Raw genomic sequence first — 19,447 nt, 5'->3', positions numbered from 1 at the left:
TACTTCCCTGCTGCCAGCAAGGGTGCCCTTATCGCAGGGGGTCGTGAGGCCACCACGTCCGGCGATTACAGTCGTCGTGTGCCCGAAACCACAGCTCCGCGCCGCGTGCCGGACTACTTCGGACTCGTGTGGACCCGCTTGGTCGCCCTGCTCGACTATTTCGGACTGCGCAAACAGCGCCCTGCGGCTGCCGGCGCCGAACCCGGCGACTACGGCAAGACCGTGGCCCGCCTGCACGACGACGAGCGCGAGGTCGGCCCGCTCAACGCCGAGGAGACCCGCCGGCTCCGCCGGATCAAGCTCTTCGGCGCCACCGGCTCGGTACTGATCCTCATCGGCGCCCTCGGGACCGGTGCGGTACCCGTACTGCAGAACCCCGTTGCCGGGATGCGCGTCCTGTCGTTGCCGTCACGCATGTTCGGCACCGCCCTCGCGCTGTCCATCGGTGGCGCGATCACCCTGGTCGTCGCGTGGTTGTTGCTCGGCCGGTTCGCAGTCGGCCGGTTCAGCGTCGAGGTCCGCCACGGCCGGAGCCCGGAGCGCCGCATGAGCCGCCGGCAGGCCGACCGGACCCTCATGCTGTGGATCGCCCCGATCATCGTGGCGCCGCCGCTGCTGAGCAAGGACATCTACTCGTATCTCGCGCAGAGCGCCATCGCCTTCCGGGGCATGGACCCGTACTCGGTCAGTCCGGTCCGCGGACTCGGCGTGGACCACATCCTGACCAGGTCGGTGCCCAACCTCTGGCGTGACACCCCCGCGCCCTACGGCCCGTTCTTCCTGTGGATCGGCGAGGGCATCACCAAGGTCACCGGCGACAACATCACCGCCGCGATCTTCCTGCACCGCGTCGTCGCACTGATCGGCGTCGCGCTCATCGTCTGGGCACTCCCCCGCCTGGCCCGCCGCTGCGGGGTCTCGTCGGTGGCCGCACTCTGGCTCGGCGCGATGAATCCGCTGGTCATCCTGCATCTCGTCGGGGGCATCCACAACGAGGCCCTCATGCTCGGCCTGATGCTCGTCGGTCTCGAGTTGAGTTTCCGCGCCATCTACGGCGCCGAACGGCTCCGCCGACCCGGGACCCTCGTCCCCACCCGATCGGGCTGGTTGCTCATCGGCGGCGGTGCGGTGCTCGCGGCGTCGGCGATGATCAAGGTCACCTCGATGCTCGCCCTGGGCTTCGTCGGCATCGCCTTGGCCATGCGGTGGGGCGCCACCCTGCCCGTGCTCCGCCACACGCCGATTCGGGAATGGTGGGGTCGCTCCCGGTGGTCGGTGTACATGCTGAGCGCGTCGGCGGCCTTCTACGTGGTGGTCCTGGGCATCGTGATGATGGGGATCTCCCTCGGCACCGGGCTCGGCTTCGGCTGGACGGGCACGTTGTCGACGGGCGAGATCGTCCGCTCGTGGATGTCGATGCCGACCCTGTTGTCGGTGACCACCGGCCGGATCGGCGTCACCCTCGGCCTCGGCGAGCACACGCAGGCGATCCTCGAGGTGGCCCGGCCCATCGGCCAGCTCGTCGCCGCCCTGTTCATCGTCCGGTGGATGCTCGCCACGCTCGGCGGCCGGCTCCACCCACTCGGTGCACTCGGTGTGTCGATGGCCACAGTCGTGCTGTTCTTCCCGTTCGTGCAGGCCTGGTACCTCCTGTGGGCCGTGATCCCGCTGGCCGCGTGGGCCACCGGCGCCTGGTTCCGGATCTCCACGATCGCGGCGTCGGCGATCATCGCCATCGTGGTGATGCCCACGAGTTCCAACACGAGCGGAGTGGTTCTGGCACAAGGACTTCTGGCCGGCGTGATCATGGTCGCGGTTCTCACCGCCCTGTTCTTCGAGGACCGCGCGCCCCGTCGTCGACGCCGCCGCGGGCCCGTGTCGGACGACGACGAGGCCACGGCCGGGTCGGCGTCGGCACGACGATGAGCGCATGCGCCGTGTGCCCGGTCACCGCTTTTCGTCCCTGGGCTCCGAGCGCCTAGTCTGACCAGTGTGCGCAGCACGACCTCTCGGCAGATCAACGACGACGATCGGGTGAACGATCGTCGGCTCCGCGATCCCGGGTCAGCCGCCTCCGCCGGCACCCCGGCCGCCACTGCGGCGGCCGTCGAGGTTCGTGGTCTGGTCAAGCGCTTCGGGGATCGCACCGCGGTCGATCGGCTCGATCTCACCCTCGAACGCGGCGAGATCCTCGCCCTGCTCGGTCCCAACGGCGCGGGCAAGACCACGACTGTCGAGATCTGCGAGGGCTTCACCGCACCCGACGCCGGCAGCGTCCGCGTCCTGGGTCTCGATCCCATCGCCGACAACGACGCGCTCCGGCGCCGCATCGGCGTGATGCTGCAAGGCGGTGGCGCCTACCCGGGAGCCCGGGCCGAGGAGATGCTGCGCCTGGTGGCCGCGTATTCGGCCGATCCCATCGATCCCGAGTTCCTGCTCGACGCACTCGGCCTGACCGACGTGCGTCGAACGTCCTACCGACGTCTGTCCGGTGGCCAGCAGCAGCGCCTCGCCCTCGCCTGCGCGGTCGTCAGCCGCCCCGAACTGGTCTTCCTCGACGAACCGACCGCCGGACTCGATGCCCACGCCCGCCTCGTCGTGTGGGAACTCATCGACCGGCTCCGGGCCGACGGAGCATCCGTCCTGCTCACGACGCATCTGATGGACGAGGCCGAGGAACTCGCCGACCACGTCGCGATCATCGATCACGGCCACGTCGTCGCCGACGGGACACCCGCCGACCTCACCAGCACCGGCGCCGAGAACGAACTGCGCTTCACCGCACCACGTGGACTCGACCTGTCGATGCTGGTGCTGGCCCTGCCCGAGGACTACCACTGCACGGAGGCCACCCCCGGCTCGTATCTGGTCATCGGTCCGATGACGCCGCAGGTGCTGGCCACGGTGACCGCCTGGTGCGCCAAGATCAACGTCCTCGCGACCGATCTGCGCGTGGAGACCCGCAGCCTCGAAGACGTCTTCCTCGATCTCACCGGACGGACCCTTCGACCGTGACCTCATCCGCACCCACCGGGCTCCCCCGCCCCGCCGACCGTGCTGCCGGAACATTCCCCGACGGTCTGTTCCGCCCCGCTCCCCGGGCGGCGTCGCTGCCGGCGATGATCGCCGCGCAGAGCGGCCTGGAGCTCAAGCTCCTGCTCCGCAACGGCGAGCAGTTGCTCCTCACGATGTTCATCCCGATCACGCTGCTCGTCGGTCTGTGCCTGCTGCCGATCGACACCGGGTTCGGCGACGGCCCCGCCGAGCGGGCGGCGCTGTTCGTCCCGGCGATCCTGACCGTCGCGGTGATGTCGACGGCGTTCACCGGACAGGCGATCGCCGTCGGGTTCGACCGTCGCTACGGCGCGCTGAAACGCCTCGGCGCGACGCCGATACCGCGCTGGGGCATCATCGCCGGCAAGTCGATCGCGGTCCTCGTGGTGGTCGCGCTGCAGTCGGTGATCCTCGGTGGGATCGGCGCCGCGTTCGGCTGGCGACCGAGCCCCGTCGGTCTGCTCATCGGTGCGGTGGTCCTCGCGGTCGGCACCGCGTGCTTCGCGGCTCTCGGGCTGCTGCTCGGCGGCACCTTGAAGGCCGAGGTCGTGCTGGCACTGGCGAACCTGCTGTGGTTCGCGTTCATCGGCCTCGGCAGTCTCGTCGTCGTCGACTCCAACATCCCCGACGCCGTGCACTGGATCGCGCGGTGCATCCCGTCGGGGGCACTGAGCGAGGCGCTCGAGATGGCCTCGGAGGGTTCGTTCGACGCCTTCGGGGTGGGTGTCTTGCTGGTGTGGGCCGCGGTGGCCGGCACCTTGGCGGTGAGGTGGTTCCGATTCCGATGACATCCGATACTTCGAACGCCCCGGCCACGGCCCGGTCGGGCGATCATGCCGCGGCCGCCGGCGACGCGCGCCGGCCGCTGACCGGTCCGTGGCGGTTCGTCCCCGGCTTCGGCCGGCCGACGGCACGATTCGTGCATCGCTGGGCCATCGCCCTGCTCGTCTCGAACGTGGGCATCGTGGTCACCGGCGGCGCCGTGCGCGTGACCGCCTCGGGCCTCGGTTGCCCGACCTGGCCGCGGTGCACCGACGAGTCGTTCGTGCCGCACGGCGAACTGGGCATGCACGGCGCGATCGAGTTCGGCAACCGTCTGCTCACCTTCGTGCTGATCGTCATCGCGATCGCGACCTGGGTCGCCGTCCTGCGGTCGGCCGGAGCGGCGCGCCGGGACAAGTGGCTGGTCACCCTCATCGCGCTCGGTATCCCGTTCCAGGGGGTGATCGGCGGGATCACGGTCCTGACCCAGCTCAACCCGTGGGTCGTCGCGCTGCATTTCCTGCTGTCCATGGCGTTGGTCTCCGCATCCACCGTGCTCGTCTACCGGATGCGTCCGTATCCGACGCCCACCGCGCCCGATGCCGACGCCCCCTCGACCGCCACGCGCCGGCTCGGCATCTACCTCGCCTGGCTTGTCTATCTCGTCACCTGGGGCACGATCTACCTCGGCACGGTCGTGACCGGTTCCGGCCCGCATGCCGGCGATGTGGACGCCCCGCGGAACGGTCTCGACCCCGGCAACGCGACACAGCTGCACGCCGACGCCGTCTTCACCCTCGTCGGGCTCGCGATCGCGGCCCTCGTCTACGCGCGGGTGTTCGCTCGGCCGCAACAGCGCTCGGCAGTGGTGTTCATGCTGCTCCTGCTGCTTCAGGGGCTGATCGGGTTCGTGCAGTTCGCCACGGATCTGCCCATCGCCCTGGTCATCGCGCACATGTTCGGCAGTGCGGTCCTGCTCATCGGCGCCACCTGGCAGCTCCTGATCGCGCGGAACCCGGTCGCCAAGGAATCGGCCACGAAAAAGGCAGACCCGCTGCGCGAGCCTGCCTGATCGAGCTCCGGCCTCAGAGGATGGCGCGGTTGCGCGCACGCGGGAAGCGCTTCTGCCGCGCGACCCAACCCGCCATCTTGCGGTAGTGCGACGTCGACACCGTGGTCTCCGAGGTGAGGTCACGGTCCCACTCGGCGATCTCGAGACCGTCGACGGCGTCGACCACGGCCTGCGCGGTCGCGAGATCGGGCACGACCCGGTCCCCGAGGATGCCGTTGGCGTCGCCGACGAGCGTGATCCGCACACCGGCGTCCCCGATCGCCTGGAGGACGACCTTCGCGCTGCAACCTTCGCGCTCGACGAACTTGCGTACCGAGGCGACGACCTCGGTGGGTGCCTCGACCTTCTGCTGTGTGCCCGACTTCTCGTCGTCGGTGGTGTTCGTCATGGGGGTCAGCATACCGGGGCGATCCCGGCGTGTAGAACGGTGTCGTGCGAGCTATCCAGGTGACCCGCCACGGCAGACCCGACGTCCTGACCTTCGGCAGTGTCGACGATCCCATCCCGGCCGCCGACGAGGTGATCGTCCGAACCGCAGCGGTGGGCGTGAACTTCATCGACACCTATCTGCGCCGGGGCCTGTACCCCTCCACACCGCCCTACATCCCCGGTACCGAGGGCGCGGGCGTCGTCGTCGCGACCGGCTCGGATGTGACGTCGCTGCAGGAAGGTCAGCGGGTGGCGTGGTGTGCGGCCCCCGGTTCGTATGCGGAGCTTGTCGCGGTCCCGGCCTCGAAAGCGGTCCCGGTACCCGACGCGGTCGACGACGCGGTGGCCGGGTCGTCGCTTCTCCGCGGTCTCACCGCGCACTACCTCCTCGACGGGAGTGCTCATCCCCAAGCCGGCAACACGATCCTGGTGCACGCCGGTGGCGGTGGTGTCGGCCTGATCCTCACCCAGCTCGCCAAGCGCCGCGGACTGACGGTCATCACGACGGTCTCGTCCGATGAGAAGGAGGAACTCTCGCGCGCCGCCGGGGCGGATCACGTCCTGCGCTACGGGGAGGACCTGAGTTCCCGCGTCCGTGACCTCACCGACGGACGCGGCGTGCCGGTGGTCTACGACGGCGTCGGCGCGGACACCTTCGAGCAGTCACTGGCGTCGACCGCGGTCCGGGGGATCATCGTGCTCTTCGGGGCGGCGAGCGGGCCGGTTCCGCCGTTCGACCTCCAACGTCTGAACGCGGCGGGGTCGCTGTCGGTGACGCGGCCGACACTGGCGCACTTCACCGACACCGCCGAGGAACTGAACCGCCGGGCCGGCGAGTACTTCGAGGCGATCGTCGACGGCAGTGTCGAGGTGCGCGTCGGCCAGCGTTACCGATTGGCCGATGCGGCTGCCGCACACGCCGACCTGGAGGCACGTGTCACCACGGGTTCGACGGTGCTGTTGCCGGCCGGGACGTGAGCCGCGCTCAGAAGTAGGACGAGATGGTCTGCAGGCCGACGACCGCGTCGATCGCGAGGCCGCAGAACACGATGGCGAGATACTCGTTGGACTGCAGGAACACCTTCAGCGGTGCCACCTCGGCACCGCGCTTGGTGTCGCGGTACAGCTTGGTCACACGCTCCAGGAACCAGCCGCCGGCGGTCAGCGCGATCACGGTGTAGATCCAGCTCGTCGCCGGGATCAGCAGCAGTGAGGTCACCACGGTGAGGACCGTGTAGATCAGCATCTGGCGGGTGACGCGTTCTTCGGTCGCGATCACCGGGAGCATCGGCACACCGGCCGCCTTGTAGTCCTCCTTGTAGCGCATCGCCAGCGCCCAGGTGTGCGGCGGCGTCCAGAAGAAGATGACCGCGAAGAGGACGATCGGCTGCCAGCTCAGCGAACCGGTGACCGCGGCCCACCCCACCAGGGTCGGCATACAACCCGCGGCGCCGCCCCAGACCACGTTCTGCCAGGTCCGACGCTTGAGGATCAGCGTGTAGACGCCGACGTAGAAGAGGATCGTCGCAGAGACGAGCAGCGCCGAGAGGAGGTTGGCGGCGAAGTACAGGACCGCGAAGGACGCCGCCCACAACGCGAGACCGAAGATGAGCGCGCTCCGCGGCGCGACCGCGCGGCGGGCCAGCGGACGCCGGGCCGTGCGCTTCATCTTCTTGTCGATGTCGGCGTCGGCCACCATGTTGAGGGTGTTGGCGCTGCCGGCGCCGAGCCAGCCACCGATGAGGGTGAAGGCGATGACCGCGATGTCGACGTGGCCGCGGTCGGCCTGCAGCATCACCGGGATCGTGGCGACGAGAAGCAACTCGATGACACGCGGCTTGGTCAGCGCGATGTAGGCGAGCACCGTCGCACGCACACGCCCGGCCCACGATTGATCGGCCGGTGCGACCGTTTCGGTCGATACCTGCGGATTCGATGCGGTGTCGGTCGAGTGAGATGCGGCGGAACTGTTCCCGCTCACACGCTCCCCTATCCTCACGAACACTCCTCGTCCGCCCGCACAGACGCCCGCGGGCTACTACGGAGCATGGTAGACGTTTGCCTCTGCGAACCGTGAATCGAGGCATGGCACCGCCATGCGCGAGCTCTCGACCGGCGATGACGCCAGAACTCGCCGGTAACCCTCGGTCGGCGCGCAACGCATGGCCGGCGCCGATTACTCTGGACGCGTACGCGCCGACGATCGTCGGTGGCCGACACCGGTCAGCGCCGATACCGATCAACGCCTACACCGATCCCGCTGGTACCGGTCGCCCTGGTACCCATCGCCCCTTCTACGACCTCCGACCGAGTACGAATCGCACCGAGCAGGCACAGGAGACCTTCAGCATCGTGGCCGACACAGACGAGATCCGCGCTTTGACCACCCCCCGCCACCCGGACGACTGGACCGACCTCGACACCCGCGCCGTCGACACGGCCCGGATCCTGGCGGCCGACGCAGTGCAGAAGTGCGGAAGCGGACACCCCGGTACCGCGATGAGCCTTGCTCCGCTCGCCTACACCTTGTTCCAGCGAGTCATGCGTCACGACCCGACCGACACCGACTGGGCCGGGCGCGACCGCTTCGTCCTCTCGTGCGGACACTCGAGCCTGACGCTCTACATCCAGCTCTACCTCGGCGGGTTCGGTCTCGAGCTGTCCGACATCGAGGCGCTGCGGACCTGGGACTCTCTCACGCCGGGCCACCCCGAGTTCCGCCACACCCGCGGCGTCGAGATCACCACCGGCCCGCTGGGTCAGGGCCTCGCCTCGTCGGTCGGCATGGCGATGGCCGCCCGACGCGAACGCGGCCTGTTCGACCCCGATGCGGCGCCCGGACAGAGCCCATTCGACCACTACATCTACGTCGTCGCCTCCGACGGCGACATCGAAGAGGGCGTGACGTCGGAGGCCAGCTCGCTGGCAGGCACCCAGCAGCTCGGCAACCTGATCGTGTTCTACGACCAGAACCAGATCTCGATCGAGGACGACACCGACATCGCGTTGTCGGAGGATGTCGCGAAGCGCTACGAGGCCTACGGCTGGCACGTGCAGACCGTGGAGGGCGGCGAGGACATCGTCGCCATCGAGGCGGCGATCGAGGCGGCCCAGCAGGTCATCGACCGGCCGTCGATCATCTGCCTGCGCACCATCATCGGCTACCCCGCCCCCAACATGATGAACACCGGCATGGCCCACGGCGCGGCGCTCGGCGAAGACGAGGTCGCGGCGACGAAGAAGGTCCTCGGTTTCGACCCGGAGAAGAACTTCGAGGTCACCGACGAGGTGATCGGCCACACCCGCAAGCTCATCGACCGCGGTGCCGAGGAACGCACGGCGTGGACGTCGTCGTTCGATGCCTGGGCGGAGAAGAACCCCGACGCCAAGAAGCTGTTCGATCGGCTCACCGCCCACGAACTGCCCGAGGGCTGGACCGACGTGCTGCCCAGCTGGAACGTCGGCGACAAGGATGTCGCGACCCGCAGCGCATCGGGCAAGGTGCTCGGCGCGCTCGCGCCCGTGCTGCCCGAGCTGTGGGGCGGCTCGGCCGACCTGGCCGGCTCCAACAACACCACCATGGACGGCGAGCCGTCGTTCGGACCGACCTCGATCAGCACCAAGAAGTGGTCGGCCAACCCCTACGGCCGCACCCTGCACTTCGGTGTCCGTGAGCACGCCATGGGATCGATCCTGTCGGGCATCGCGCTGCACGGGCCGACCCGCGCCTACGGCGGTACCTTCCTGCAGTTCGCCGACTACATGCGTCCCGCGGTCCGCCTCGCGGCGCTGATGGAGATCGATCCGATCTACGTCTGGACCCACGACTCGATCGGTCTGGGTGAGGACGGCCCGACCCATCAGCCGATCGAGCACCTGGCCGCGCTGCGCGCGATCCCGAACCTCGACGTCGTCCGGCCGGCCGACGCCAACGAGACCGCATACGCCTGGCAGCACCTGCTCACCCGCCGCAACCACCCGGTCGGCCTGGCACTCACCCGCCAGAACATCCCGATCCTGGAAGGCACCTCGGCGCAGGGCGTCGCCAACGGCGGATACGTCCTGAGCGACTCCGAGGGTGATCCCCACGTCGTGCTCATCGGCACCGGCTCCGAGGTGTACCTCGCCGTCGACGCACAGAAGGCGCTAGCGGAGAAGGGAATCAAGGCGCGAGTCGTCTCGATGCCCTGTGTCGAGTGGTTCGACGAGCAACCGCAGGGGTACCGCGACCACGTGCTGCCGCCGTCGGTTCCGCGCGTCGCGGTCGAAGCCGGTATCGCCATGCCGTGGCACCGCATCGTCGGCGCCGGTGGCGAGATCGTGTCGATCGAACACTTCGGGGCCTCCGCCGACTACAAGGTGCTGTTCACCAAGTTCGGCATCACCGCCGAGGCCGTGACCGCGGCCGCCGAGCGCGTCGTCGCGGGCTGAGCGCCAACAACCCACAAGGAGAGAATCGTGACCCAGAACGAGAAGCTCGCCGAACTGTCCGCCGCCGGAGTGTCGGTGTGGCTGGACGACCTGTCCCGGGACCTGATCAGCTCAGGTGACCTCGCCGAACTCATCAGCACCAAGTCGGTCGTCGGGGTGACCACCAACCCGTCGATCTTCCAGGCCGCGCTGTCGTCGGGCCATGCCTACGACGACCAGGTCAACGAGCTGGCCGCACGGGGCGCCGACGTCGACGCCACCATTCGGACGGTCACCACCGACGACGTGCGCAACGCCTGTGACGTGCTCGCCTCGACCTTCGAGTCGACCGACGGCGTCGACGGACGCGTGTCGATCGAGGTCGATCCGCGCCTCGCCCATGACACCGACGCCACGGTGGCACAGGCCGTGGAGCTGTGGAAGATCGTCGACCGGCCGAACCTGCTCATCAAGATCCCGGCCACCGAGGCCGGGCTCCCCGCGATCAGCAAGGTCATCGCCGAGGGCATCAGCGTGAACGTGACGCTGATCTTCTCGGTCGAGCGCTACGAGAAGGTCATCGCCGCCTACCTCGACGGCCTCGACGCCGCCGCCCAGGCCGGCCACGACCTCTCCCGCATCCACTCCGTCGCCTCGTTCTTCGTGTCGCGGGTGGACACCGAGATCGACAAGCGACTCGACGCCATCGGCACCCCGGAGGCCACCGAGCTCAAGGGCAAGGCCGCACTGGCCAATGCACGTCTCGCCTACTCGGCCTACCAGCAGGTCTTCGAGGTCGAGTCGCGGTTCCCCGAGCTGCTCGCCAAGGGCGCCCGCCCGCAGCGCGCACTCTGGGCGTCGACGGGCGTCAAGAATCCCGACTACCCGGACACCCTGTATGTGAGCGAGCTGGTCGCGCCCAACACGGTCAACACGATGCCGGGCAAGACGATGGACGCCTTCGCCGACCACGGCTGGGTGAACACCGAGTCCATCATCGGTCTCGCCGCCGAGTCGCAGGAGATCTTCGACAAGCTCGTCGCGGTGGGCGTCGACCTGACCGACGTCTTCCTGGTCCTGGAGAACGAGGGCGTCAGCAAGTTCGAGGACGCGTGGAACGACCTGCTCAGCGCGACCGCCGAGCAACTGTCCGCGGCGAACAAGGGCTGACCCCAGGTGGCGGGAGGCGAGGAGTCAACCGGGACCGGTTCGTGGACCAATCCGCTCCGTGACCCGCAGGACAAACGGCTGCCGCGCATCGCGGGACCGTGCAGCCTGGTCATCTTCGGGGTCACCGGCGACCTCGCCCGCAAGAAGTTGATGCCGGCGGTCTACGACCTCGCCAACCGCGGCCTCCTGCCACCGTCGTTCGCCCTCGTGGGCTTCGCCCGGCGCGACTGGACCGACGAGGACTTCGGCGCCATCGTCCACGACGCCGTCCGTGAACACGCACGGACCGGATTCCGCGAAGAGGTGTGGGAACGCCTCGCCGAGGGATTCCGGTTCGTGCAGGGCGCATTCGACGACGACGCCGCCTTCGACAGGCTGCGCGACACGCTCAAGTCGCTCGATGTCGAACGCGGGACCGACGGCAATCACGCGTTCTACCTGTCGATACCGCCGGGGGCTTTCCCGACGGTCTGCGAGCAGCTCGAGCGCAGCGGTCTCGCCACGCCGACGGGCGACAGCTGGCGACGGGTGGTGATCGAGAAGCCGTTCGGTCACGATCTCGAGTCCGCACGCGAACTCAACGCGATCGTCAACAACGTCTTCCCCGAGTCGTCGGTGTTCCGCATCGACCACTATCTGGGCAAGGAGACCGTCCAGAACATCCTGGCCCTGCGGTTCGCCAATCAGTTGTTCGATCCGCTGTGGAGTTCGCATTACGTCGACCACGTCCAGATCACCATGGCCGAGGACATCGGTCTCGGCGGCCGGGCGGGCTACTACGACGGGATCGGCGCGGCACGCGACGTCATCCAGAACCACCTGCTGCAGCTCATGGCCCTGGTCGCGATGGAGGAGCCGATCTCCTTCGAGCCCAAGCAATTACAGGCCGAGAAGATCAAGGTCCTCGCCGCGACGCGCAACGTCCTGCCGATCGACGAGAACACCGCCCGCGGTCAGTACGGACCCGGATGGCAGGGCAGCGAGAAGGTGCCGGGCCTCAAAGAAGAGGAGGGCTTCGCGAAGGACTCGAAGACCGAGACCTTCGCCGCCATCGCCCTCGAGGTCGACTCCCGTCGCTGGGCAGGGGTCCCGTTCTATCTGCGCACCGGAAAGCGCCTGGGCCGTCGCGTCACCGAGATCGCACTCGTCTTCAAGCGCGCTCCGCACCTGCCGTTCGACCAGACCATGACCGAGGAACTGAGCCAGAACGCGCTCGTGATCCGGGTCCAGCCGGACGAGGGCATCACCCTCCGATTCGGGTCGAAGGTCCCCGGGTCGAGCATGGAGGTCCGGGACGTCAACATGGACTTCAGCTACGGCACCGCCTTCACCGAGGCCTCGCCGGAGGCGTACGAGCGTCTCATCCTCGACGTCCTGCTGGGTGAACCCTCGCTGTTCCCCGTCAACGAGGAAGTCGAATTGTCCTGGCGCATCCTCGATCCGGTGCTCGACCACTGGGCCGAGTCGGGGTCGCCCGACACCTACGAGTCCGGGACGTGGGGGCCGCGCTCGGCCGAGGAGATGATGGCCCGCACCGGTCGCGCGTGGCGCCGGCCGTGACGAGACGTCCGCACGCCCGCACCGACCGATCCGTTCAGGAGGCCTCCCGATGATCGTCGAACTGCCCGACACGTCGACCGGAAAGGTCGCCAAGAAGATCATCGAGGTGCGCGCCGCGGGCGGCGCGCTGAGTCTGGGTCGCGTGCTCACCCTGGTCGTGTGCGTCGAACTGGGTGAGCCGATGGAAGGGGCCATCGAGGCGGCGGTCGGCGCGAGCCGCGAGCACCCCAGCCGCGTCATCGTCGTGTATCGCGGTGTGCGCGAGAGCGACTCACGGCTCGATGCGCAGATCCGCGTGGGCGGCGATGCCGGCGCCTCCGAGGTGGTCGTGCTGTCGCTGCAGGGCGAACTCGCCGATCATCCGGACAGCGTGGTGACCCCCTTCCTCCTCCCCGACACCCCGGTCGTCACGTGGTGGCCGGGCAAGGGACCACGACGCCCCGCCGACGATCCGCTCGGCAAACTCGGGCACCGGCGCATCGTCGACGCGAGCAAGGCGGGCGACTCGCTCGCGGTGCTGGCGCAGCGCCTCGAGACCTACTCCCCCGGCGACACCGACCTCGCCTGGACCCACATCACCCACTGGCGGGCGATCCTCGCGTCCGCGGTCGACCGACCGCCGCACACCCCGATCACCGAGGTCGTGGTCACCGGATCGCAGAACTCGCCCTCGGTGGACCTGATCGCCGGTTGGCTGCGGTCCACCCTGAACGTCCCGACGCGACGCCGCCGCGGCAGTTTCGAGATCCGACTCAACCGCGACGAGGGACCGACCATCCTCGCCGTCGACGAGGAGAACAACGCCGTGCTGACGATGCCCGGCAAACCCGATGGACGCGTCGCCATGGGCCGGCGTGAACTTCCCGCGTGTATCGCGGAGGAGCTACGACGACTCGACACCGACGAGGTGTACATCGAAGCACTCAAGGGTGTGCCCGAGGTCGAGTTCACAGATGACACCGAAGGAGTTGCCGCCCGATGACCACCGAGACCCTCGTCTTCGGCTCCAAGCAGGAACTCGTCGAGACCGCCGCGACCCGGTTCGTGGACCTCGTGACCCGGGCCCAAGCCGAACGCGGCGTCGCGAGTGTGGTGCTGACCGGCGGCAGCAACGGGATCGGCCTCCTGTCGGCGCTCGCCGCCGACAGCGGCACCATCGACTGGTCCAAGGTCGACATCTACTGGGGCGACGACCGTTTCGTCCCCGCCGACGATCCGGAACGCAATTCGGGTCAGGCGCGCGAGGCGCTGCTCGACACCGTGCCCGTCGACCCGTCGCGGGTGTTCCCGATGGCACCGTCGGACGGACCGCTCGGCGACGACATCGAGGCCGCCGCCGCGGATTACGCCGCGATTCTCGCCGGCCGGTCGAGCGACGGCGTGGCGCCGGAGTTCGATCTCCATCTGCTCGGCATGGGCGGTGAGGGACACATCAACTCGTTGTTCCCGCACACTGCGGCCACCGCGGAGACCACGAAGTCGGTGGTCGCCGTCGAGGATTCGCCGAAGCCGCCGCCGCGCCGGATCACCCTGACCCTGCCCGTCGTCAACCGTTCCCGGCAGGTGTGGTTCCTGGTCGCCGGCGCCGACAAGGCCGAGGCCGTCAGTGCCGCACACGGTGGCGCGGACCCGGCCGACTGGCCCGCCGCCGGGGCGCGCGGCACCGAAGAGACCATCTGGTTCCTCGACGACGCGGCCGCCGCCGACATCCGGTGACCGTCCGCTAGCCCGAGTTCCGCAGCGCGGTGGCGAGGCCGTTCATCGTGAGCTGGATCCCGCGCCGCACGATCGGGGTGTCCTCCCCCGCACGGAAGCGCCGCAGCAACTCGACCTGCAGCAGGTTGAGCGGCTCGAGATACGGGAAGCGGTTGTAGACCGACCGCTTCAGCGCGGCGTTGTCGTGGAGCAGGTCGTCGGTGCCGGTGATCTTCGCGCACATCGCGATCGTCCGCTCGTGTTCGTCGACGATCATGCCGAACACCCGCTCGCGCAGCTCCTCATCGGGCACCAGCTGTGCGTACCGGTGGGCCAGGCCCATGTCCGACTTCGCCAGTACCTGAGCCATGTTCGACATCACGGTGCGGAAGAACGGCCACTTGGCGTAGTACCGCCGCAACGTCTCCAACCGCTCCGGATCGTCCCCGACCCATTCCTCGAACGCCGAGCCCGTGCCGTACCAGCCGGGCAGCATCACGCGCGACTGCGTCCACGAGAGCACCCACGGGATCGCCCGCAGATCGGAGATCTTCTCGGTCTGCTTGCGCGACGCCGGCCGGCTGCCGATGTTGAGGGCACCGATCTCCGACAGGGGCGTCGAGGTGGTGAAGTACTCGACGAATCCCGGGGTCTCGTGGACCAGCCGGCTGTACGCGGCTCGCGCCTTCGCCGCGATGTCGTCCATGATTTCGTAGGCCGAATCGGATTCGTCGCCGAGACCTTCGGTGTCCAGGAGCGAGGACTCGATGGTCGCGGCGAGCAGCGTCTCCAGGTTGCGCCGCGCCGTGACCGGTTCGGCGTACTTCGCGGCGATGATCTCGCCCTGCTCGGTGATGCGCAGCGAGCCCTGAACCGCACCGGGCGGCTGGGCCAGGATGGCGTCGTAACTGGGACCGCCGCCGCGCCCGACGGTCCCGCCGCGCCCATGGAACAGACGCAACCTGGTGCCCGACCGCGACGCCACGTCGACCAGATCGAGCTCGGCGCGGTAGAGCGCCCAGTTCGCGGCCATGTAGCCGCCGTCCTTGTTCGAGTCCGAGTAGCCGAGCATGATCTCCTGAATCCCGTTCTGGGACTCGACCATCGCCCGATAGAACGGGACGTCGAGAACGGCGAGGAGGGTCGCTGCGCCCTGCTGGAGATCCTCGATCGTCTCGAACAGCGGAACCACGCGGACGCTACACCGCGGAGAACCGTCATTCGCGTCGTAGAGGCCTGCCTCCTTGAGCAGGATCAGCGCCTCGAGCATGTCACTGACCGACGTGCACATGCTGATCACATAGTTGGGCACGGCCGCGGGACCGAAGGTCGCGACCGCCCTGGCGGCGGCCCGGACGATTCCGAGTTCCTTGGTGGCCAGCTCGCTCAGCTCGGCGTCGGGACTGGTCAACGGTCGACGCGCACGCAGTTCCGCGGAGAGGATCTCGACGCGCTCGGACTCGTCGAGCGACGCATAGTCCGGATGCACACCCGCCCACGCGAGCAGCTCGGCGACCACTTCCTCGTGCATGTCGGAGTTCTGCCGCATGTCCAGTCCGGACAGGTGGAACCCGAAGGTGCGCACGGCTTCTCGCAGGGCGAGCAATCGGTCGTCGGCGATCGTGTCGTCGTTGTTCGCGCGCAGCGCGCCGTCGATCACATCGAGGTCGGCGAGGAGTTCGGCGGCGTCGCCGTACGGCTGTTTCCCGTCGATGAGGAAGAGGTCGCTCGAGGTGAGGAAGTCGTCGTCGAACATCTCCCGGGCGGTCGCCACCAGACGGGACCGGATGGAGCGCAAGGCGAGCCGGAAGGGTTCGTCGGCCCCCGGGTCGTCGGCGTCGGCCCCGGCGAGGTCGAACAGGGTGTCGCTGGCGTCGATGAGCCGGGCCGACATGCTGAGTTCCTGTGCGAGACTCTCGAGTTCGGCCAGGTGATGTCCGACTGCGGTCTGCGCGGCGAGCGTGGTGGCCAGGGTCACCACCTCGGAGTTCACGAACGGATTGCCGTCGCGGTCGCCGCCGATCCACGACCCCATCCGGATCATCGGTTCGTCGGCGAGTCCGGCGTCGGGGTACGTCGAGCGCAGCGCGGCGCGCACCGAGGTGTTGATGGCGGGCACGACCTCGAAGAACGAGGCGTCGTAATAGCGGAGCCCGGAACGGATCTCGTCCTGGATGGTGAGACGTTCGAGCCGGATGAGGGCGGTCTGCCAGAGCGTCAGGATCTGCCGCCGGATCGACTCGGTGACCGCCGCGTCCTCGTCCGGCATCAGCTCGGTCCGGCCGCGGAACCGCATCAGCTCGGTGATGCGGTTCTGGGCCTCGAAGACGGTGCGGCGACGGGTCTCGGTGGGGTGAGCGGTGATGACCGGCACCACGGCGGCATCGGCCAGCGCCCGGCCGACCTCGTCGTCGCCGAGTCCCGCCTCGGCGAGCTTGCGGTAGGTGGCGGCGAGGCTGCTGTCCTGGGGCGGGTCACCGGCCCGGACGTGGATGGCGCGGCGCCGCTCACGGTGGATGTCCTCGGCCAGGTTCGCCAGCAGCGCGAAGTGGCTGAACGCGCGGATGACCGGGACCGCGGTGGAGATGTCCAGATCGACGAACATGTCGGCGAGTTCGGTGCGGTCGATCTCGTTGCGGCGCACCCGGAATGCGGCCACGCGGGCGGCTTCGACGAGGTCGAAGACGTCGCTGCCGGAGTGCTCGCGGACGACGTCACCCAGGATCCCGCCGAGAAGGCGGATGTCCTCCCGTAGGGGTTCGGTGAGTGCTCGGCCCTCGTCGTCGACGACGATGTGGTCGACGATGGAGATCGATGGGCGCCAGTCCGGGACTCCCCGCGCGGGAACGGTTTCACTCATGCCGTCAAGTATCCCGGCAACCTACGGGCGCGGCATCCCGAGGCGCGAACGGTGACTAGCCGGACAGTTTGATGTCGACGCCCACGCCGACGATGAAGATCACCCAGATGAGCCCGACGAAGATCGTCAACCGGTCCAGGTTGCGTTCGACGACGCTCGAGCCCGAGAGGCTGGACTGGACACCGCCGCCGAACAGCGACGACAGACCGCCACCCTTGCCGCGGTGCAGCAGGATGAGCACGATCAGCAACACGCTGGTCACGATCAATCCGATGTCGAGTGCACCTTGCACAGTCACGAGTCGCAACGCCCTTCCGTAAAGCCCCTACATACAGCTGTGGCAGGTCAACCCCCGAAAAGAGGCCAACCTGCCACAGTGTACGCGTGGGTGCGACCCGTCAGGGCAAGGGGCCACCCGCGGCGATCGCCGACAGCGTCGCGAACTCGTCGGACTTCAGCGATGCGCCGCCGACCAGGGCGCCGTCGACGTCGGGACGTCCGACGATGTCGCCGACGTTCTTGGCGTTGACCGATCCGCCGTAGAGGATCCGCACCGATGCCGCGGTCTGGGCGTCGGCGATCTCGACCAGCGCCTCACGGATCGCCTTGCACACCTCCTGGGCGTCGTCCGCACTCGCCACCCGGCCGGTGCCGATCGCCCAGACCGGCTCGTACGCGATGACGGTCTGAGCGATCTCGGCCGCGGACAGACCGGCGAGCGATCCCTTGAGCTGCGCCACGTTGTAGGCCACGTGGTCGCCGGCCTCGCGGACGTCGAGCCCCTCACCGATGCACACGATCGGGGTGAGTTCGTGCTTGAGCGCGGCCTTGGTCTTGGCCAGCACGACCTCATCGGTCTCGTTGTGCAGGGTGCGCCGCTCGGAGTGCCCGACCACCACGAAGGTGCAGCCGAGCTTCGCGAGGAACGCACCGCTGATCTCGCCGGTGTAGGCGCCCGAGTCGTGCGCCGAAAGGTCTTGCGCACCGTAGGTGAGCAGGAGCTTGTCGCCGTCGACGACCGTCTGCACGCTGCGGATGTCGGTGAACGGCGGGATGACCGTCACGTCGACCTTGTCGAAGTACTTCGCCGGGAGGGCGAAGGCGATCTTCTGAACCAGCGCGATGGCCTCGAGATGGTTCAGATTCATCTTCCAGTTGCCCGCGATGAGCGGTTTACGAGTCGCCATGGATCAGCTCTCCAGAACCTTCAGTCCGGGGAGTTCCTTGCCCTCGAGGTACTCCAGCGATGCGCCACCTCCGGTGGAGATGTGCGAGAAATCGGAGTCGGGCAGACCCAGAGTGCGGACCGCGGCCGCCGAGTCGCCGCCACCGACCACGGTGAACGCACCGTTGCCCGTCGCACCGGCGATCGCCTCGGCGACACCGCGGGTGCCCGCCGAGAACTTCTCGAACTCGAACACACCCGACGGGCCGTTCCAGAAGATGGTCTTGGCGCCGGAGAGGACCGCGGCAAACCGCTTCACCGATTCCGGCCCGATGTCCAGACCCATCCAGCCGTCGGGAATGGCGTCCGAGGCCACCGTGTCCGATTCGGCGTCGGCGGCGAACTTGTCGGCCACCACGACGTCGACCGGCAGGTGGATGACGTCACCGAACCGCTCGAGCAGGCTCTTGCAGACGTCGATCTGATCTTCCTGCAGCAGCGAGGACCCCACCGAATGCCCTTGTGCGGCAAGGAACGTGAACGCCATACCGCCGCCGATGACCAGCGTGTCGACCTTGGGGGCCAACGCCTCGATGACACCGAGCTTGTCCGACACCTTCGATCCGCCGAGGACGACGGCGTAGGGTCGCGTCACCTCTTCGGTGAGCTTGGACAGCACGTCGACCTCGGCCGCCACCAGCTCGCCCGCGTAGTGCGGGAGCAGCTTGGCGACGTCGTAGACCGAGGCCTGCTTGCGATGCACCACTCCGAAGCCGTCGGAGACGAACGCGCCGTCGTCGCCGACGAGCTCGACCAGCGCCTTGGCGAGCGCCTCGCGCTCGGCGTCGTCCTTGGCGGTCTCCCGCGGATCGAAGCGGATGTTCTCCAGCAGCAGGACGTCGCCGTCGGTGAGTCCTTCCGCGCGGGCCAGCGCGTCGGTGCCGACAACGTCACCGGCGAGCTGCACGTTGCGGCCGAGTTCCTCACCGAGGCGGGCGGCCACCGGTGCCAGCGAGAACTTCGGATCCGGCTCGCCCTTCGGACGACCCAGGTGCGCGGTGATAATCACCTTGGCACCGGCGTCGATGAGCGCGTTGAGCGTCGGCAGGGACGCGAGGATGCGACCCGGATCGGTGATCGTCGACCCGTCGAGCGGGACGTTGAAATCCGACCGGACCAGCACACCCCTGCCCGAAACACCTTCGTCCAGAAGGTCTTTCAGAGTGGAAACACCCATGAGGCGTTGACTCCTAAGGTCGTTGGGGGTGGG

At 68.4% G+C, this 19,447-nt stretch carries 16 protein-coding genes; 10 read left to right on the top strand and 6 right to left on the bottom strand.

Annotation, left to right across the window (positions count from 1 at the left end; genetic code table 11):
• Nucleotides 1-105: 105 nt before the first annotated feature.
• The 4 genes from mptB (at nt 106) to LEL84_RS02420 (ending at nt 4,888) form a co-directional block, all read left to right on the top strand.
• Nucleotides 106-1,926, top strand: coding sequence for a polyprenol phosphomannose-dependent alpha 1,6 mannosyltransferase MptB (mptB, locus tag LEL84_RS02435; RefSeq protein ID WP_413466964.1), 1,821 nt, complete (start codon nt 106-108; stop codon nt 1,924-1,926).
• Between the two features lie 108 nt (nt 1,927-2,034).
• Nucleotides 2,035-3,015: an ABC transporter ATP-binding protein gene (locus LEL84_RS02430; RefSeq protein WP_083229431.1), complete on the top strand. Its 981-nt coding sequence runs from the start codon at nt 2,035-2,037 to the stop codon at nt 3,013-3,015.
• Entirely contained in the window at nt 3,012-3,842 is an 831-nt protein-coding gene (locus LEL84_RS02425; protein ID WP_058250375.1) for an ABC transporter permease, read from the top strand. Before LEL84_RS02430 ends, LEL84_RS02425 begins: the two co-directional genes overlap by 4 nt.
• On the top strand, nt 3,839-4,888 hold the full coding sequence (locus LEL84_RS02420) for a COX15/CtaA family protein (RefSeq protein ID WP_226513242.1): 1,050 nt from the start codon (nt 3,839-3,841) through the stop codon (nt 4,886-4,888). The genes LEL84_RS02425 and LEL84_RS02420 overlap by 4 nt, the downstream gene beginning before the upstream one ends.
• Before the next feature lie 13 nt (nt 4,889-4,901).
• On the opposite strand, the gene LEL84_RS02415 is transcribed toward LEL84_RS02420, so the two are convergent.
• On the bottom strand, nt 4,902-5,288 hold the full coding sequence (locus tag LEL84_RS02415) for a hypothetical protein (RefSeq protein ID WP_226513241.1): 387 nt from the start codon (nt 5,286-5,288) through the stop codon (nt 4,902-4,904).
• A 32-nt stretch (nt 5,289-5,320) separates the two neighbouring features.
• Between LEL84_RS02415 and LEL84_RS02410 the strand changes: the two genes are divergently transcribed.
• The gene (locus LEL84_RS02410; RefSeq protein WP_226513240.1) at nt 5,321-6,295 is read left to right on the top strand and encodes a quinone oxidoreductase family protein; all 975 of its coding nucleotides are present in this window, start codon (nt 5,321-5,323) and stop codon (nt 6,293-6,295) included.
• 7 nt (nt 6,296-6,302) lie between these two features.
• Here the strand turns inward: LEL84_RS02410 and LEL84_RS02405 are convergent, their stop codons facing one another.
• Entirely contained in the window at nt 6,303-7,298 is a 996-nt protein-coding gene (locus LEL84_RS02405) for a heme o synthase (protein ID WP_065632157.1), read from the bottom strand.
• Nucleotides 7,299-7,669: 371 nt separating this feature from the next.
• On the opposite strand from LEL84_RS02405, the gene tkt reads away from it, so the two are divergent.
• From tkt to pgl, 5 genes are read left to right on the top strand one after another with little or no spacing between them, the layout of a single operon-like run.
• Nucleotides 7,670-9,748, top strand: coding sequence for a transketolase (tkt, locus tag LEL84_RS02400; protein ID WP_226514224.1), 2,079 nt, complete (start codon nt 7,670-7,672; stop codon nt 9,746-9,748).
• A 27-nt stretch (nt 9,749-9,775) separates the two neighbouring features.
• A complete protein-coding gene (gene tal / locus LEL84_RS02395) occupies nt 9,776-10,897 on the top strand; it encodes a transaldolase (protein WP_226513239.1) in 1,122 nt (373 codons plus the stop codon).
• A 6-nt stretch (nt 10,898-10,903) separates the two neighbouring features.
• The gene (gene zwf / locus LEL84_RS02390) at nt 10,904-12,457 is read left to right on the top strand and encodes a glucose-6-phosphate dehydrogenase (RefSeq protein ID WP_065632155.1); all 1,554 of its coding nucleotides are present in this window, start codon (nt 10,904-10,906) and stop codon (nt 12,455-12,457) included.
• Nucleotides 12,458-12,506: 49 nt separating this feature from the next.
• Entirely contained in the window at nt 12,507-13,439 is a 933-nt protein-coding gene (locus LEL84_RS02385; RefSeq protein ID WP_226513238.1) for a glucose-6-phosphate dehydrogenase assembly protein OpcA, read from the top strand.
• Nucleotides 13,436-14,173, top strand: coding sequence for a 6-phosphogluconolactonase (pgl, locus tag LEL84_RS02380; protein WP_137808811.1), 738 nt, complete (start codon nt 13,436-13,438; stop codon nt 14,171-14,173). The genes LEL84_RS02385 and pgl overlap by 4 nt, the downstream gene beginning before the upstream one ends.
• A 7-nt stretch (nt 14,174-14,180) precedes the next feature.
• Here pgl and ppc read toward each other — a convergent pair whose 3' ends face one another.
• The 4 genes from ppc to LEL84_RS02360 form a co-directional block, all read right to left on the bottom strand.
• Entirely contained in the window at nt 14,181-17,012 is a 2,832-nt protein-coding gene (ppc, locus tag LEL84_RS02375; protein ID WP_226513237.1) for a phosphoenolpyruvate carboxylase, read from the bottom strand.
• 55 nt (nt 17,013-17,067) lie between these two features.
• Nucleotides 17,068-17,304: a preprotein translocase subunit SecG gene (gene secG / locus LEL84_RS02370; protein ID WP_010841002.1), complete on the bottom strand. Its 237-nt coding sequence runs from the start codon at nt 17,302-17,304 to the stop codon at nt 17,068-17,070.
• A gap of 106 nt (nt 17,305-17,410) precedes the next feature.
• Entirely contained in the window at nt 17,411-18,199 is a 789-nt protein-coding gene (gene tpiA / locus LEL84_RS02365; RefSeq protein WP_226513236.1) for a triose-phosphate isomerase, read from the bottom strand.
• Between the two features lie 3 nt (nt 18,200-18,202).
• The gene (locus tag LEL84_RS02360; protein ID WP_165630119.1) at nt 18,203-19,414 is read right to left on the bottom strand and encodes a phosphoglycerate kinase; all 1,212 of its coding nucleotides are present in this window, start codon (nt 19,412-19,414) and stop codon (nt 18,203-18,205) included.
• Nucleotides 19,415-19,447 lie beyond the last annotated feature (33 nt).

This window comes from Gordonia sp. WA4-43, from assembly GCF_020520305.1.
In the GTDB taxonomy this organism is placed as follows: domain Bacteria; phylum Actinomycetota; class Actinomycetes; order Mycobacteriales; family Mycobacteriaceae; genus Gordonia; species Gordonia hongkongensis.
Note: the sequence above shows the minus strand (reverse complement) of the source record. Positions and strands in the feature narration are given on the sequence as shown.

Coding starts and splice junctions, on each gene's coding strand:
- ppc (WP_226513237.1), bottom strand. CDS start 17,012: ATGAGTGAAACCGTTCCCGCGCGGGGAGTCCCGGACTGGCGCCCATCG.
- pgl (WP_137808811.1), top strand. CDS start 13,436: ATGACCACCGAGACCCTCGTCTTCGGCTCCAAGCAGGAACTCGTCGAG.
- LEL84_RS02415 (WP_226513241.1), bottom strand. CDS start 5,288: ATGCTGACCCCCATGACGAACACCACCGACGACGAGAAGTCGGGCACA.
- LEL84_RS02420 (WP_226513242.1), top strand. CDS start 3,839: ATGACATCCGATACTTCGAACGCCCCGGCCACGGCCCGGTCGGGCGAT.
- LEL84_RS02385 (WP_226513238.1), top strand. CDS start 12,507: ATGATCGTCGAACTGCCCGACACGTCGACCGGAAAGGTCGCCAAGAAG.
- tpiA (WP_226513236.1), bottom strand. CDS start 18,199: ATGGCGACTCGTAAACCGCTCATCGCGGGCAACTGGAAGATGAATCTG.
- LEL84_RS02360 (WP_165630119.1), bottom strand. CDS start 19,414: ATGGGTGTTTCCACTCTGAAAGACCTTCTGGACGAAGGTGTTTCGGGC.